The 14,543-nt window shown below is 69.0% G+C and carries 12 protein-coding genes; 7 read left to right on the top strand and 5 right to left on the bottom strand.

All coding sequences use genetic code 11. The features are described 5' to 3' along the window. Positions 1-24 precede the first annotated feature (24 nt). From wecB to AB0N68_RS13610, 6 genes are all read left to right on the top strand, one after another. Entirely contained in the window at positions 25-1,107 is a 1,083-nt protein-coding gene (wecB, locus tag AB0N68_RS13635) for a non-hydrolyzing UDP-N-acetylglucosamine 2-epimerase (RefSeq protein WP_280566217.1), read from the top strand. Then, the gene (locus AB0N68_RS13630; RefSeq protein ID WP_280566215.1) at positions 1,104-3,152 is read left to right on the top strand and encodes an acyltransferase family protein; all 2,049 of its coding nucleotides are present in this window, start codon (positions 1,104-1,106) and stop codon (positions 3,150-3,152) included. Before wecB ends, AB0N68_RS13630 begins: the two co-directional genes overlap by 4 nt. A gap of 61 nt (positions 3,153-3,213) precedes the next feature. After that, positions 3,214-4,509 (top strand): nucleotide sugar dehydrogenase, encoded by a 1,296-nt coding sequence (locus tag AB0N68_RS13625; protein ID WP_280566213.1) that lies wholly within the window; start codon positions 3,214-3,216, stop codon positions 4,507-4,509. Beyond that, the gene (gene glf / locus AB0N68_RS13620; RefSeq protein WP_187663711.1) at positions 4,509-5,645 is read left to right on the top strand and encodes a UDP-galactopyranose mutase; all 1,137 of its coding nucleotides are present in this window, start codon (positions 4,509-4,511) and stop codon (positions 5,643-5,645) included. The genes AB0N68_RS13625 and glf overlap by 1 nt, the downstream gene beginning before the upstream one ends. 10 nt (positions 5,646-5,655) lie before the next feature. Continuing rightward, positions 5,656-6,474, top strand: coding sequence for an ABC transporter permease (locus AB0N68_RS13615; protein ID WP_259953200.1), 819 nt, complete (start codon positions 5,656-5,658; stop codon positions 6,472-6,474). Continuing rightward, on the top strand, positions 6,474-7,208 hold the full coding sequence (locus AB0N68_RS13610) for an ABC transporter ATP-binding protein (RefSeq protein ID WP_187663713.1): 735 nt from the start codon (positions 6,474-6,476) through the stop codon (positions 7,206-7,208). The genes AB0N68_RS13615 and AB0N68_RS13610 overlap by 1 nt, the downstream gene beginning before the upstream one ends. Before the next feature lie 22 nt (positions 7,209-7,230). Here the strand turns inward: AB0N68_RS13610 and AB0N68_RS13605 are convergent, their stop codons facing one another. From AB0N68_RS13605 to AB0N68_RS13595, 3 genes are read right to left on the bottom strand one after another with little or no spacing between them, the layout of a single operon-like run. After that, a complete protein-coding gene (locus tag AB0N68_RS13605) occupies positions 7,231-7,776 on the bottom strand; it encodes a hypothetical protein (RefSeq protein ID WP_280566208.1) in 546 nt (181 codons plus the stop codon). Position 7,777: 1 nt separating this feature from the next. Continuing rightward, complete coding sequence (locus tag AB0N68_RS13600; protein ID WP_187663715.1) at positions 7,778-8,740, bottom strand: glycosyltransferase family 2 protein; 963 nt, start codon at positions 8,738-8,740, stop codon at positions 7,778-7,780. Then, positions 8,737-10,647 (bottom strand): glycosyltransferase, encoded by a 1,911-nt coding sequence (locus AB0N68_RS13595; RefSeq protein WP_187663716.1) that lies wholly within the window; start codon positions 10,645-10,647, stop codon positions 8,737-8,739. The genes AB0N68_RS13600 and AB0N68_RS13595 overlap by 4 nt, the downstream gene beginning before the upstream one ends. A 147-nt stretch (positions 10,648-10,794) precedes the next feature. Between AB0N68_RS13595 and galE the strand changes: the two genes are divergently transcribed. Further along, positions 10,795-11,784, top strand: coding sequence for a UDP-glucose 4-epimerase GalE (gene galE, locus AB0N68_RS13590; RefSeq protein ID WP_280566204.1), 990 nt, complete (start codon positions 10,795-10,797; stop codon positions 11,782-11,784). Positions 11,785-11,797: 13 nt separating this feature from the next. On the opposite strand, the gene AB0N68_RS13585 is transcribed toward galE, so the two are convergent. After that, positions 11,798-13,093 (bottom strand): O-antigen ligase family protein, encoded by a 1,296-nt coding sequence (locus AB0N68_RS13585; RefSeq protein ID WP_259953211.1) that lies wholly within the window; start codon positions 13,091-13,093, stop codon positions 11,798-11,800. Then, positions 13,090-14,505 (bottom strand): O-antigen ligase family protein, encoded by a 1,416-nt coding sequence (locus AB0N68_RS13580; RefSeq protein WP_280566200.1) that lies wholly within the window; start codon positions 14,503-14,505, stop codon positions 13,090-13,092. Before AB0N68_RS13580 ends, AB0N68_RS13585 begins: the two co-directional genes overlap by 4 nt. Positions 14,506-14,543 lie beyond the last annotated feature (38 nt).

Below are 14,543 nucleotides of genomic sequence, written 5' to 3'. Positions count from 1 at the left end.
CGGGGGCGTTTAGACTTGTGTCCCGTGAAGATCGTCAGCGTCGTCGGGGCCCGCCCGCAGTTCGTCAAGCTCGCCCCCATCCACAAGGCCGCGAAGGCGGCCGGTGTCGAGCACGTCATCGTGCACACCGGCCAGCACTACGACCCGATGCTGTCCGATGTGTTCTTCGAAGACCTCGGGATCGGCACCCCCGACGTCCACCTGGGCGTCGGCAGCGGGTCCCACGGTGTGCAGACCGGCGCGATGCTCGCGGCCCTCGACGCCGTCTTCGACGAGCACCGCCCGGACTGGGTGCTGGTCTACGGCGACACCAACTCCACCGTCGCCGCCGCCCTCAGCGCCGTGAAGATGCACATCCCGGTCGCGCACCTCGAGGCGGGTCTGCGCAGCTTCAACCGGCGTATGCCCGAAGAGCACAACCGGGTGATGACCGACCACGCAGCCGACATCCTCCTGGCGCCGACCCAGGTGGCCGTCGACCATCTCGCCGACGAGGGGCTGGCCGAGCGCACCGTGCTCGTCGGTGACGTGATGACCGATGTCCTCTTCGAGGTGCGGGACGAGGTCTCCGGGCGCCCGTCCGTGCTGCTCGAGGAGCTGGGCCTCGCCGCCGGCGGGTACTACGTCGCCACGATCCACCGCGCCGAGAACACCGATGACCCGGCCCGTCTCGCCGAGGTCGCCACCTCGCTGGCGGGCCTGGACAAGCCGGTCGTGCTCCTCGCTCACCCGCGCGTGGTCGCCAAGGCCGCTGCGCACGGCATCGAGCTGACCCAGGGAACGCTCATCGCGCACGCGCCGCTCGCGTATCCCGAGCTCATCGCCGCCGCGCTGTCCAGCGCGGGCGTGGTCACCGACTCCGGGGGGCTGCAGAAGGAGGCGTTCCTGCTGGGCGTCCCGTGCACGACGGTGCGTACCGAGACGGAGTGGGTGGAGACGGTGCAGCTCGGCTGGAACGTTCTCGCCAACACCGCCGAGGAGATCGCCGCCGGGGTCACCCGTCCCCGCCCCGCCGACACCGACGAGGCGCCGTACGGCGACGGACATGCGGCGGAGCGGGTGGTGTCCGAGCTGCTCCGCGCCGCGGGGACCACCGACCGCGCGTGACCGCCGCCGCCCCCGTGCTGCGCGAGCGCCGCGGCTTCCGCACCGATGTGCAGGGGCTGCGGGCGATCGCGGTCGGGCTGGTGCTCGTCTACCATGCGGGCATCCCGGTCGTCACCGGGGGGTACGTCGGCGTCGACGTGTTCTTCGTCATCTCCGGCTTCCTCATCTCCAGTCACCTGCTGGAATCGCTGGAGCGGCACGGGCGCATCCGTTTCGCGGACTTCTACGCCCGTCGTATCCGGCGGATCCTGCCGGCCTCGCTCGCCGTGGCGTTGCTGACCGCGATCGCCGCGATCGCATTCGTGCCGCCGCTCGCGCTGGAGCGCGTCCTCCGCGACGCCCTGGCCACGATCCTCTACGTGCCGAACGTCTGGTTCGCGATCCAGAACACCGACTACCTCGCCGACCACTCGCCCTCGCCGTACCAGCACTACTGGTCGCTGGGCGTGGAGGAGCAGTTCTACCTCTTCTGGCCACTGATCCTGCTCGCGCTGTTCGTCGTGCTGCGCCGGCGGACGGGGATGGTCGTCGCCGCGATCGCCGCGCTCGGCGTCGCGAGCCTGGTCGCCGGCATCGTGCTCACGCCCGTCAACCAACCGGCCGCCTTCTTCCTGCTCCCCACGCGTGCGTGGGAGCTGCTGATCGGCGCACTGGTCGGTGCGATCCTCCTGCACGGCGCGTTCCGTGTGCCGGCCTGGTTCGGCGCCGTCGGAGGGTGGGCCGGTATCGCCCTGGTCCTGGCCAGCGCCGTGTTGTACGACGACGCGACGGTCTTCCCCGGCACGGCGGCGATCGTGCCGACCGTCGGCACGGCCCTCGTCATCCTCTTCGGCGCAGGCTCTCCGGCGTGGGGCCCCACGTGGGTGCTCTCTCTGAGGCCGATGCAGTTCATCGGTCTCATCTCGTACTCGCTGTACCTCGTGCACTGGCCGCTGCTGATCGTCACGCAGTCCGCGGTGGGGGAGGAGCACCCGTTGCGCCTGCTGGTCAAGATCGGCCTCGGCATCGTGCTGGCGGTGCCCCTCGCCTGGCTGCTCTTCCGCTTCGTCGAGACGCCGCTGCGGGCACCCGGCTGGCTCACCCGCCGGCGCCCGCGGTTCACGCTGCTCGGTACGCTCGCCCTCACCCTCGTGCTCGCCGCAGGCCTGACGGGCGCGGCGCACTGGGCCTCCGCGCGCGACGTCGGCACGGGTGATGCCGTGGCCGCCGCTCCGGACTTCCCGACGGACCCGCCTCGCGGCACCGGTTTCGTGCCGCGGAACATGACGCCGTCGCTCGCCGACGTGGCTGCAGATCTGCCCGTCCTCTATGCCGACGGCTGCCATCACGACGTCTCCCAGGAGGAGGTCCAGGACTGCACCTACGGGGACGGCGAGACGGCCGTCGCGGTCTTCGGCGACTCGCACGCGGCCCAGTGGTTCCCCGCGGTCTCGGAGCTCGCCGAGGAGCACGGGGGCATCGCGCTGTCGTCGTACACGAAATCCTCGTGTCCCGCCGTCTCCACCACGGTGCTGGATAAGGACGTGCCGTACACCTCCTGCGACCGCTGGCGCGAGGCCGTCCTGGAGCACCTGGAGGAGTCCCCTCCGGCGCTGGTCGTGATCTCCAGCTACGCGCACTACGATCTCGCCGACGCCTCCGACGCCCAGGCACGCACGCAGGACTGGGAGGCAGGCATGCGCACGACCGTCGAACGCCTCCGCGCCGCCGGTTCCGAAGTGCTCGTCATCGCGGACACCCCGCGATTCGAGTCGCCGCCGGCCACATGCATCTCCGCAGATGTGCTGGACACCACCCGGTGCGACGGCGCGCGCGACGAGGTCCTCGATGCTGCGTTCACCGCCGCGGAGAAGCGTTCCGTCACCGCGGCGGGCGGTGTGTACGTCGATCTCACCGACTACGTGTGCGACGACAGCGTGTGCCCCGTGATCATCGACGACCTGCTCGTCTATCGCGATGTGAACCATCTGACGACGGCCTTCGTGTCGTACCTCGCCCCCGCCCTCGAGGAGCCGTTCCGCGCCGCACTCGGCGACCGGGGCTAGAGGCGTGTCGGCGCGCCGCTCCTGGCGCGCGTCCAGCCGGTGCCCCCGTAGACTAGGCATCATGCGTATCGCCGTCGTGGCCCTCGGAAAGATCGGGCTTCCCCTCGCCGTCCAGTTCGCCTCCTCCGGTCACGATGTGATCGGCGTCGATGTCAACCAGAAGGCGGTCGACATCATCAACGCCGGGCAGGAGCCGTTCCCCGGCGAGGCCCACCTGGCGGAGAAGCTGCAGGAGCTCGTCCCCTCCGGCCGTCTGCGCGCCACGACCGATTACGCCGAGGCGATCCCGGGAGCCGACGCCGTCGTGCTCGTCGCACCCGTGTTCGTGAACGACGAGACATGGGAGCCGGACTTCCAGTACATGGACTCGGCGACGCGATCGCTCGCCGAGCACCTCACGCCCGGCACCCTGGTGTCCTACGAGACGACGCTGCCCGTGGGGACGACCCGGAACCGCTGGAAGCCCATGCTCGAAGAGGGTTCCGGCCTGACGGAGGGCACGGACTTCTTCCTCGCCTACTCGCCGGAGCGCGTGCTCACCGGGCGGGTCTTCGCGGACCTGCGCAAGTACCCGAAGCTCATCGGCGCGCTGTCCGATGAGGGGAACCGTCGTGCTCGCGAGTTCTACGAGTCCGTCCTGCAGTTCGACGAGCGTCCCGATCTCCCTCGCCCCAACGGCGTGTGGGACCTCGGGACGACGGAGGCCTCGGAGATGGCGAAGCTCGCCGAGACGACGTACCGCGACGTGAACATCGGTCTGGCCAACCAGTTCGGCCTGTTCGCCGCTGCGCACGGTATCGACGTCTACAAGGTGATCGAGGCCTGCAACTCGCAGCCGTACAGCCACATCCACCGCCCCGGCATCGCCGTCGGTGGACACTGCATCCCGGTCTACCCCCGCCTGTACCTGTCCACCGACCCCGACGCCGACATCGTACGCGTCGCGCGCCAGCTCAACGCGTCCATGCCGGAGCGCCTGGTGGCGCAGGCGGAAGGCATCCTCGGCGACCTGAGCGGTCTGCGGGCGGTCGTGCTCGGGGCCGCCTATCGCGGCGGCGTCAAGGAGACGGCGTTCTCCGGCGTGTTCCCGACCGTCGAGGCGCTGCGCGCCCGCGGAGCCGAGGTCGTCGTGCACGACCCGCTGTACACCGACGAGGAACTGCGGCGACTCGGTTTCGAGCCGTACGGCCTCGGTGGACCGGTCGACCTCGCCATCTTGCAGACGGACCACGCCGACTATCGTGAGCTCAGCCCGGCCCAGCTGCCGGGAGTGAAGCTGCTCGTGGACGGTCGCGCGGCCACGGACGCCGCGCTGTGGTCCGGAACGCCGCGGCTCGTGGTGGGGACGGCAGCCTGATGGATCTTCTCGTCGTCGGGTCGGGTTTCTTCGGCCTCACCATCGCCGAGCGCGCCGCGGAAGCGGGCCGCACGGTGACCGTCATCGATCGCCGCTCGCACATCGGCGGCAACGCCTACAGCGAGGCGGAGCCCGAGACCGGGATCGAGGTGCATCGCTACGGTGCGCACCTGTTCCACACGTCGAACGCGACGGTGTGGGAGTACGTCAACCGCTTCACGTCGTTCACGAACTACGTGCACCGCGTCTACACGACCCACAAGGGCGTCGTCTTCCCGATGCCGGTGAACCTGGGGACGATCAACCAGTTCTTCCAGGCCGCGTACACGCCGGACCAGGCTCGCGCTCTCGTCAAGGAGCAGGCGGGCGAGTTCGATGCGAAGTCCGCGACGAACTTCGAGGAGAAGGGCATCGCCCTCGTCGGCCGCCCGCTGTTCGAGGCGTTCTTCCGCGACTACACCGCGAAGCAGTGGCAGACCGACCCGCAGAAGCTCTCCGGAGACATCATCAGCCGGCTCCCGGTGCGCTACACCTACGACAACCGGTACTTCAACGACACCTGGGAGGGCCTGCCCACGGACGGCTACACGGCGTGGCTCGAGCGGATGGCCGACCACCCCCGCATCGAGGTGAAGCTGGACGTCGACTACTTCGACGAGTCCCAGCCGCTGAACAAGAAGGCGACCGTCGGTCAGGTCCCGGTGGTCTACACCGGTCCCGTCGACCGCTACTTCGACTACGCCGAGGGGGCGCTGAGCTGGCGCACGCTCGACTTCGAGCAGGAGGTGCTGGACGTCCGCGACTTCCAGGGCACCAGCGTCATGAACTACCCGGACATGGACGTGCCGTACACGCGCATCCACGAGTTCAAGCACTTCCACCCGGAGCGCAAGGACGTCTACGAGTCCGAGAAGACCGTGATCATGCGGGAGTTCTCCCGGTTCGCCGAGCGCGCCGACGAGCCGTACTACCCGGTGAACACCCCGGCCGACCGCGAGGGCCTGCTGGCGTACCGCGAGCTCGCGAAGGGGGAGAAGGACGTCCACTTCGGCGGTCGCCTCGGCACGTACCAGTACCTCGACATGCATATGGCCATCGGGTCGGCGCTGTCGCTCTGGAACAACACTCTCTCCTAGACTCGGAATCGTGAGTCACGCTGCTGTCGGGGCGCCCGGGACGCCCCGGCGCTATCTGCATTCGCTCTGGCTGCTGTCCGCGCGCGACCTCAAGGTCCGGTATGCGACCAGCTTCCTCGGTTACGTGTGGTCGGTTCTCGACCCGCTGGTGATGAGCGCCATCTACTGGTTCGTGTTCACGCAGGTGTTCAGCCGCGACGTCGGCGAGCAGCCGTACATCATCTTCCTCATCAGTGCGCTGTTGCCGTGGGTGTGGTTCAACAGCTCGGTGTCGGACTTCACCCGGGCGTTCAAGAAGGACGCCCGCCTCGTCCGCTCGACGTCGATCCCTCGTTCCATCTGGGTGAACCGCATCGTCCTCAGCAAGGGCATGGAGTTCCTGTTCTCCCTGCCGGTGCTGGTGCTGTTCATCGTCATCAACCTCCTGTTCGAGAGTCATGCCGACCAGGTCGTGCAGATCGGCTGGGGCGTGCTGTGGGTGCCGGTGGCCATCCTCATGCAGACCGTGCTGCTCGTCGGGCTCGGCCTGCTCGTCGCTCCGCTGTGCGTGCTCTACACCGACCTCGAGCGCACCACCGCCCTCATCCTGCGTGCGATGTTCTACGCGACACCGATCATCTACAACGTCACGGACCTGCCCGGCATCTTCCAGACCCTCGGCGCCTTCAATCCGCTCGCGGGGATCTTCATGCTGTACCGCATGCCGTTCTTCCCCGATCAGTGGAACCCGTTCACGCTCACCGTCAGCGCCGTGATGTGCCTGCTCATCCTCGCGCTCGGCGTCTGGGCGTTCCGACGTCTCGAGCGCCCCGTCCTGAAGGAGCTGTGATGGACGCCGCGATCGTCGTGCAGAACCTCGGCGTCCGCTTCCGCCGCAACCGTCGCGGGCAGCGGAACTTCAAGGACCTCTTCGCAGGAGCGTCCCGGCGCTCGCGTCCCGGCGAGTTCTGGGCGCTGCGTGACGTCTCCTTCACCGTGCAGCCGGGTGAGTCGATCGGCGTGGTCGGTCGGAACGGGCAGGGCAAGTCGACGCTGCTCCGCCTCGTGGCCGGCGTCCTCCTGCCCGATGAGGGCACGGTGAGCGTGAACGGCGGCGTCGCCCCGCTCATCGAGATCACCGGCGGATTCGTCGGCGACCTCACGGTCCGGGAGAACGTCCGCCTGACCGCCGGACTGCACGGCATGTCGAAGGACGAGGTCGCCCGTCGGTACGACGACATCATCGCCTTCGCCGAACTCGCCGGATTCGAGGAGACGCCCTACAAGCACCTCTCGAACGGCATGAAGGTGCGTCTGGCGTTCTCCGTCGTCTCCCAGCTCGACGAACCCATCCTGCTCGTCGACGAGGTGCTCGCGGTCGGCGACAAGGCCTTCAGGGAGAAGTGCTACAAGCGCATCGACGAACTGCTCTCGGACGGCCGCACGCTGTTCTTCGTCAGTCACAACGAGCGCGACCTGCGCCGGTTCTGCACCAGGGGGCTGTACCTGGATCGCGGCACGCTCGCCATGGACGCCCCGATCAAGGACGTCCTGGACCGCTACAACGCGGACTACTCCGTCTGAGACGACGCACCGACCCGGAGTGTCAGAGGCCGACGAGGCCGCGCAGATCTGCCGCGGCGGAGCGTGCATCGGCGATCGCCCCTGACACTCCGGAGCCGCTCTCGATCGCCGCTCGCAGTGCTGCGAGGCGCTGCGCGTAGGTCTCCACGCCGGAGCGCCAGGGGTCCTGGATGGACGACGGCGGCAGTGCGTCGCCCAGGCGCTGTGCATCGTCGATCAGGGAGTCGACGACGGGGATGGCGTCCTCGGTGCTCGCCCCCGTGACGATGTCGAGGCCGGGCTCGACGGCGCTCAACCAACCGGACACCTTGTCCCGGAAGACTTCGAGCGTCGGGTCATCGACCGGCGGCGCGGACGTCATCGGCGTCGGCTCCTGCGATGAACCGACAGGCGGCGTCCCGGACGCCCCTGGGCTCGGCATCCCACCGCGGAAGACGGCGAAGAACAGGACCAGCGCGATGACGGCCAGCGCGGTGACGCTCAGCCCGACGATCAGCCACACCCGGCCGGTGCGCTTCGGCGCGGGGGGAAGCGGGGCCCACCGTACCTCGGGCTGCGGCTCGTCCATGTCAGGCCTCCAGAGGGCTCATCGGCTCCCAGGTGCGATCGCGACCGATGCGGCCGCCGTCCCTGAGCCCGCGGAACAGGTTGCTCGTTCCGCGGACGGTGCGCTCCACGAAGACGAGCCGGATCAGCTCCTTGAAGAACGTCGCGGTCGTCCCGAGACCGAACAGCACGGGGTTGTAGACGCCGTGCACCCGGTAGTACTGCTTGATGAAGGCCCGGTTGCGCATGATGTAGTAACGGTAGGCGTTGCTCGAGGCGTTCATGTGCCGGATGCCCATGTCCCATTGGCGGATCTCGCGAGTGCGGCGCAGCACGAACTCGTCGACGATGACCGCGGTGGTCAGGCGCGAGGCCAGCCACCCGTACATCTGGTCGTCCCAGTAGATGAAGAAGCGGGGGTCGGGGAGGCCGATCTGCTTCACGATCGAGCGGTGGATGAACATCCCCTCGAAGCAGCCGCTGTTCATCTCCTTGTAGCCGGAGGAATCGAAGCCTGCAGGGGCGAAGGGGATCGGGATGCCCATGCGCTCCGCGATGCGGTACTGCCAGTAGAACTCGCTGCCGTCGTAGTCGTAGCGCCGTCCCTGGATGCTCTTGAAGCGCGGTGCCCAGGCGCCCATTCGGGCGAGACCGTCCGGGAGCACTTCGACGTCGTCGTCCATCATCCAGATCCACTGCGCGCCGAGGTCGTACGCCGTGCGCATGCCCTCGCTGAATCCGCCGGACCCGCCGGTGTTGACGTCGAGACGGCGATACACGAGGTCGGTGCCGATGTCGTCTCGGAAGGACTCGACGACGTCGGTCGTATCGTCCGAGGAGGCGTTGTCGATCACGATCACGTGGCCCGGCTTCGGATCCATCGCGGTGATGCTCGTGAGCAGGCCGGTCAGCAGATGCGAGCGGTTGTACGTGACGATGACGATCGCGGCGGAAGAGGGATCGAAGGCAGGAGCCTCGGTGGTCATGCCTTCTCCTCGAAGACCTGCTGCCAGGATTCGGGTGAGACGAGCTCCGGCAGTGCTTCCCGGTACTGACGCTGCAGTTCGGGCCATCGACGTCGCAGCTGAGCGTGCAGACGCACGGTGTCTCGGAGCATGCGGCGGTACTTGGCACGGTCGCGCGTGTAGATGTTCTTCCCGGACCCGTCGGCGGCGCTCACGAGCGCGCTGTCGTACAGCGGGACGCGCCACCAGTGTGCGTCACCCTTCCCGAACTCCACCTCCGGCCGAGCGATGTTCGCCGGGTCAGGGCGGTGCACCCAGTGCGAGAGCAGCGTCTTCAGCGTGAAGATCCGCAGTCGCAGGCCGGTCGGGCTGTCGAACTCGTTCTTCGGCAGCCGCTTGTAGACCTGTCGTCCGCGGCGCGAGTGCAGCACGCGCGCAGGATCGCGATGGACCACCGTCTCCGGGTATTCCGCGGCCAGGGCGCGTGCGGCCGGCATCGCCGTGGCCAGGTTGCGGCGCATGTGGTCGGGTCCGGAGAGCACGTCGCGGAGGGCGCGATTGCGCAGCGCCACCGGGTAGTACTGCATCATCATGAGGTGCTTCAGATCGACGCGCCGGCTGTGCACGATGAGGCGGCCGCCTCGGGGTGCTCCGGAGTGCAGGAGCCCGGCGACGATCCGGTTGCGGGCGTGGAAATAGGCCTGCCAGTCGATCGAGTCGTCCTTGTTCACCCAGGAGACGTGCCAGAGCGCGACGCCGGGCATCGACACGGTCGGGAAGCCCGCCTCGCCGGCCCGCAGGCAGAACTCGGCGTCGTCCCACTTGATGAAGGCGGGAAGGGACAGCCCGACCTTGCGCACCGCGTCGAGCGGGATGAGGCACATCCACCAGCCGTTGTAGTCGGCGTCCATCCGCATGTGCAGCAGCGGCGACTGGCGCAGGTTGGCGACGCCGAAGTCGTGCGGCATCTTCTCCTGGTAGAGGTTGCGCCACATGAACGGCCCCTCGTCGACGACCTCCGCCCAGCCGTGCAGCTTCGGGCGGTCGAGGAGGTCGAACATGTGTCCGCCGACGAGCACGGGCGTCGTCGCGAACTGACCGAAGACGATGGAGCGCCGCAGGGACTCCGGCTCAATGCGGACGTCGTCGTCCAGCAACTGCACGAAGTCGCTCTCCGGGCGCTGCAGGGACTCGTGCATCGCTCGGGCGAAGCCGCCCGATCCGCCGAGGTTGCCCTGGCGGATGACCTGCAGCGTCTCGCCCAGGCGCTCGGCGACCTCGGCGTAGCCGTCCTGGTCCGCGACGAGCTGCGTGCCCTGGTCGACGAGGAAGATGCGGTCGACGAACTCCAGCGCATCAGGGGAGGAGGCGAGCGCCCTCAGGGTCTCCACGCAGTAGTCGGGCTTGTTGTACGTCGTGATGCCGAGCGAGGCCTTCCCGGTGCGGGCAGGCTCCTGCTCGGTGGTCCACTCCGCGCCCTCGAGCACGGCGGGCTTCTCGTCGGCGACGATGTCGAACCAGATCCAGCCGCCGTCGCTGTACTGGGTGAGGTCGAGGTCGAACGAGGTCGTCGCCTCGCCGGTGACCTCGCGAGTGGCCACGCGCTGGCGGACTCCGCCGCCGTTGGAGCGGTAGACGAGGATGGTCGCCGGCCCCGTGGTCCGTACCGTGAGCTGCACCTCGCGGACGCTCGTCCAGTGCTGCCAGTACGACGCGGGGAAGGCGTTGAAGTAGGTGCCGAGGGAGACGCGCCGACCGGCCACGATCCGGGCGCGGTGCCGTCCCAGGATGTTGCCCAGGTGCGCGCGGCTGGAGACCCGGACCGGTTCCTCCTCGATCACCGACCACGTTTCCGGATCCGCGTACAGCGGGAGAAGATCGGGGTCGCGATCGAGCGGGAAGACGACGTTCTGAAGGACGTGGGCCACAGGGAGGTTCTCCGTTGTTGGTGCCGCGGTTGCTGCCTGAGGGGCAGCACGCGACTCGACGAGCAGTGAGTAGCCTACCGGTGGTCGCCTTCGGATCTGCGGAGAGCCGACCCCCTGCGCTCGGCGCGTCTGGCTAGACTGGCCGCGATGAAGGTACTGATCACCGGCGGGGCCGGCTACATCGGATCGACCGTGGCGACGGCGTGCATCGAGGCCGGGATCGAGGTCGTGGTGCTCGACGATCTGTCCACCGGGCTGGCGGCCTTCGGGGAGGGACGCCACCTCTACGTCGGCGACATCGCCGACGCCGCCGTCCTCGACCGGCTGCTGAACGAGCACCCCGACATCGACGCGGTCGTGCACTGCGCCGCGCGCATCGTCGTGCCGGAGTCCGTGGCCGATCCGCTCGGCTACTACGACAGCAACGTCGGCAAGACGATCACGCTCCTCCGGCGCCTCCGCGATGCGGGCATCCCGCGCATCGTGTTCAGCTCCTCCGCCTCGATCTACGCGGGGGAGACGGGCGACGGGGTCGACGAGAGCGGGCGTCTCGCTCCCTCGAGCCCCTATGCGACCACGAAGGCCATGGTCGAGCAGATCCTCTCCGATGCCGCCGCCGCCGGGGACTTCCGGGCCATCGCGCTCCGCTACTTCAACCCGATCGGTGCCGACCCGAAGCTCCGGACCGGACTGCAGAACCCCACGCCGTCGCACGCGCTCGGCAAGATCATGCAGGCGCGCGCGGCCGGTGAGCCTTTCACGATCACCGGCACGGACTGGGCCACCCGTGACGGGTCGGGCCTGCGGGACTACATCCACGTCTGGGATCTCGCGCTCGCACACGTCGCGGCGGTGACCCGTTTCGACGACGTCACGACGCCGGAGCAGCCGTACCAGGTGATCAACCTCGGCACCGGAGACGGTGTCACGGTACGGGAACTCGTGCAGGCGTTCGAGCGCGTGACCGGGGCACCGCTGCCTGTGGTCGAGACCGATCGTCGGCCCGGCGACCAGGCCGGGGCCTTCGCGATCGTGGACCGGGCGCGCGAGGTGCTGGGGTGGCGTGCGGAGCGCTCCGTCGACGACGGCGTGCGCGACGCGCTCGCCTGGGCGGAGAAGCTCCCCACCGTCCGCTGACCGCCCGCCGAGCTCACTCCTGTGGGCGCAGGGTGGGAATGGTCCCCGTGTGCGCCGCGTCGATGTTCTCGCGCCACGACCGGGACTGACCGGCGCGGAGTGCGCACAGCGCGAGCATGAACCACCCGGCGCCGACGAGGGTGAAGCTCTCGAACATCGAGTCCACCGCAAGGGTCACGAGCGTGATCGGCGTCCAGGCGTAGACGACGGAACGGCGGACGCTCGCGACCAGCCAGGAGCGGATCAACGCGATCCCGCCGAGCAGCAGGAACAGCACCAGCCCTGCCGCGCCCAGCTGCAGCAACACGTCGAAGAAGGCGTTCAGCGCGCTCTGGTGCCGGTCGTCGAGCTGGAAGTTGATGAACGTGAAGGGGTACTCGCCTCGAGCCCAGTCGCCGAACCACCCCCACCCGGTGATGGGCTTCACGGCGACGAAGTCGAGGATCATGTTCCACAGCTCGGCCCGCATGGAGAAGTCGGAGCCGGCGTCGAGCAGCGCGATGATCTGGTGACGCAGGGCGAACGCGACGGTGAGGGCGAGAGCGACCAGGACCCCCAGCGCCCATTGCACCAGGTTCCGACGCGCCGGAGCGGTGTGGCGGACGATGGTGAGCGCGACGGTCACGATCCCCACGGCGACCGCCAGGACGAGCACCGTCGGTGAGGACGACAGGAACGCCAGGCCGCCGGCCAGGGCGACGGAGACCACGGCGAGCGGGGGGTCGACGGACTGGGTGCGCCACTCGATGACGAATGTGATCAGGGCGAGCACCGCGATGAAGCCGAGCATGTTGCGGCTGCCGAACAGCCCCTGGACCGGACCGCCGGCGGCGAGGTTGCCCTGGATGTCCAGGAACGCGAACGGGAGGTCGAGGAGCACCCCCGAGAGGATCTCCACGCCGAGGGAGACGCCGAGGAGCACGCGCAGGGTGTCGCCGAGTGCGCGGACGGTCTGGAGCGTGTCGCGGATGTGCCCAATGGTGATGGCCAGGAACGCGTACCCGAAGAGCGACAGCCAGCCCAGCACGGTGTCGGAGCGGTCGGTCGTCCACACCAGGCTCACGAGCGCCCACGCGAGGAACGCCAGCAGGGAGGAGGGCGCGATGCGCAGCGGGGACAGCTCCTCCCTGCGCACCCAGAGGATCGCGGCTCCCAGGAGGCACAGGGCGGTGATGACGGTGGCGAGGGTGACCGGCGACGTCATCCGTCCGATGGCGAACGAGCCGAACACGGCGGTCAGTGCCGCGAGCGTGAAGGCCCTGGCCATCTCGGCCGAGCCGAGGAGACGGGCGAGCGGATGCACCGTCACGGCACCCGCCGCGTCGCCGTGCCGCGCTCGAAGACGAGGTCGCGCTCGCCGACGCCCACCAGCGGCACCGACTTGAGCTTGAACGACAGCAGCACCAGGAGCAGCCAGCCCCACAGCATGATCGGCGTGGACTCGGTGAGGCCCTGCACCAGGAGGACGACGGTGAACAGGCTCGGCAGCAGCGTCAGCGGGGAGTAGGGGCGGTGGGCATCGAGGTCCCACCGCGGGCGATCGACGGCGAAGAACCAGGAGCGCCACAGCAGGCTGCCGTACGCCACGGCCATCAGCACGAGTCCGAGGACGCCGAGCTGCAGCAGCACGTCCAGCCACATGTTGTGGGCGTGGAACACGGTGATCCCGTGGTCGACGATCCAGCCGTCGAAGGCAGGGTCCGTGGGGACCCACGGGCTGGAGAAGCCGTTGCCGATGACCGGGTGCTCCCCGACGCGTCCCAGGACCGCCGCCCAGATCTTGTTCGAGCGGCCGGTGAGATCGGCGCTGCGGCCGAGGAGACCGAGGAGGGGCTCGCGCAGCAGCCACAGGGCGAGGGCGAGGACTGCGGTGGACCCGATCGCGACGACGTAGATCCGGGTGCGGGCGGTCGGCGACGCTGCACGGCGCATCAGCAGGGCGACGACGAGGACCACGGCGGCTGCACCGGCGCACGCGAGCGCGGTCGCGGACGCGGTGCGGAAGAGGAAGTACGCCGCGAGGATCATCCACAGCGCGAGTGTCGTCCGCCAGCGGGCCTTCGCCGCGAACAGCACGCCGAACGTGATCAGCGCGAACAGCGAGACGATGCCGAGCAGATTCGCGTTGCCGAGGATGCCCTGGATGCGTCCCCCGTCGAACAGGTTGTCGCGGACCCAGTACCACTGGGGATCGATCTTCCCGGCGGGGATGTCCGCGAAGTTCGGCAGGAGAGGGCCGTGCAGGACCAACGACACCCACAGCTCGAGTGCGAGGGAGAGCCCGAGGATCCACTTGAAGGCGGACGACAGGGCGCGCACGATCTCGTGCCAGGTGAGCACGTGCGCGATGAACAGGCCGTTCACCGTGACGGCGGCCAGGAGCATGCCCGTGGCGACGGTGGGAACCCGCCACTGGGACCAGGCGACGGAGAGGAGGGCGAGCGCGGTGTAGCCGACGGCCGCCCAGGGGAGCCGGCGCCAGCGGAAGGGCTGCGGGCGGTTCCTCGCGAGCATCGGGACGCCGATCGCGAGGGTGGCCGCGCTGAAGAGCGCGAGCACGATCGCGGCGCCGATCTCGCCGAGCAGGTTGTACACCGCCGAGTGCGCGAACGCCACGAAGAGGACGGCGATGACGTATCCGCGCAGCAGGAGGTGCCCCGTGGACTCGCGCTCGGGCGCGGTGGGCAGGGCTGCCACCGGGTGCTTGGTGTACTGGGCCATCGCGACTCAGGCTACCGCGACGTGCCCGGATCCGACCT

Source organism: Microbacterium meiriae, from assembly GCF_040685015.1.
In the GTDB taxonomy this organism is placed as follows: domain Bacteria; phylum Actinomycetota; class Actinomycetes; order Actinomycetales; family Microbacteriaceae; genus Microbacterium; species Microbacterium meiriae.
The sequence above is the reverse complement of the archived record's forward strand: the minus strand, read 5'-3'. Positions and strand labels throughout refer to the sequence as shown.

Excerpts from the sequence above, each read along its gene's own strand:
- AB0N68_RS13625 (WP_280566213.1), top strand. The coding sequence starts at position 3,214 with ATGCGTATCGCCGTCGTGGCCCTCGGAAAGATCGGGCTTCCCCTCGCC.
- glf (WP_187663711.1), top strand. The coding sequence starts at position 4,509 with ATGGATCTTCTCGTCGTCGGGTCGGGTTTCTTCGGCCTCACCATCGCC.
- AB0N68_RS13610 (WP_187663713.1), top strand. The coding sequence starts at position 6,474 with ATGGACGCCGCGATCGTCGTGCAGAACCTCGGCGTCCGCTTCCGCCGC.
- AB0N68_RS13605 (WP_280566208.1), bottom strand. The coding sequence starts at position 7,776 with ATGGACGAGCCGCAGCCCGAGGTACGGTGGGCCCCGCTTCCCCCCGCG.
- AB0N68_RS13600 (WP_187663715.1), bottom strand. The coding sequence starts at position 8,740 with ATGACCACCGAGGCTCCTGCCTTCGATCCCTCTTCCGCCGCGATCGTC.
- galE (WP_280566204.1), top strand. The coding sequence starts at position 10,795 with ATGAAGGTACTGATCACCGGCGGGGCCGGCTACATCGGATCGACCGTG.
- AB0N68_RS13580 (WP_280566200.1), bottom strand. The coding sequence starts at position 14,505 with ATGGCCCAGTACACCAAGCACCCGGTGGCAGCCCTGCCCACCGCGCCC.